Source organism: Streptomyces sp. NPDC086519 (assembly GCF_040686075.1).
Lineage (GTDB): Bacteria > Actinomycetota > Actinomycetes > Streptomycetales > Streptomycetaceae > Streptomyces > Streptomyces shenzhenensis.
On sequence record NZ_JBFBJL010000178.1, the window covers coordinates 1 to 1,012 of the forward strand.

1 protein-coding gene is annotated in these 1,012 nt (G+C 75.0%); it reads right to left on the reverse strand.

Annotated elements, in window-relative coordinates:
* Positions 1 to 107: 107 nt before the first annotated feature.
* On the reverse strand, positions 108 to 773 hold the full coding sequence (locus AB0P24_RS47930; RefSeq protein WP_365805804.1) for a CBS domain-containing protein: 666 nt from the start codon (positions 771 to 773) through the stop codon (positions 108 to 110).
* Positions 774 to 1,012: the final 239 nt, after the last annotated feature.

Consider the following 1,012-nt stretch of genomic DNA (forward strand, 5'->3'; position numbering starts at 1 on the left):
GGGGGGGGGGGCCGCCCCCCCCCCCGGCGCCGCCCCCCCCGCCCCCCCCACCGCCGTGTCCGGGCGCGGTGGCCCGGACACCCCAGGGCCGCCGCGGGGCGGGACCGTCAGCGCGGGTCGCTTCGCACGGACATCGGCGTGAGGCGGCAGCGGACGTCGACCACGCCCTCGACGGTACGGGCCAGCCGCTCGGCCACCGCGGCCAGACCGTTGTCGTCGACCCACCCGGTGAGGGTGACGACGCCTTCGGCGACCTCGACCTGGATGTGGTCGGCGGAGAGCGGGAAGAGGCGGTCGACGACCTCGTGCCGTACCTCCTCGGCGAGTTCCTCGTCGCCGCGCAGGAAGACCTTCAGCAGGTCGGAGCGGCTGACGACGCCTTCGAGCAGGCTCTCGTCGTTGATGACGGGCAGCCGCTTGACCCCGTGCCGGGCCATGATGCGCGCCGCCTGGGAGAGCGTGGCGCTCGCGTGCACGGTCACGGCGGGCGTGCTCATCAGCTCCCCGGCGGCCACCGCGCCCGCCTTCGCCAGGTCGTCGAGGCGCCGTTGCTGCGTGAACCGGTCCGGGTCGCTGTCCCGGAACTCCTCCTTCGGCAGCAGATCGGCCTCGGAGACGACGCCGATCACCCTGCCGTCATCCTCCAGCACGGGCAGGGCGCTGACCTTCCGCTCCTCCATCAGGGTGACGACGTCCTTGAACGGGGCGTCGCGGCCGACGGCGGCGACGGTACGGGTCATCACGTCGCTCACGGTGTGCGGTTTGCCGGGCATGGTCTCCTCCTGGGAAGGCCTGGGAAAACGGGCGAGGCCGTGGGGCCCCTGATCCCAGGGTGTGCGCGGTCGGACCCGGCCGCCACGGGTCATGCGGGCCGGACAAGGGGTCGTACGGCCTCGCCCGTGTCTTCTGCCCGAAGGCCGCCCGTCCCCACCGGGTTCCCGCCCGCCGCGACACGCGCTCCGCGCCCGGCGCCACCCCCCCCCGGGGGGGGGCCGATCGGAAGAGCGTCGGG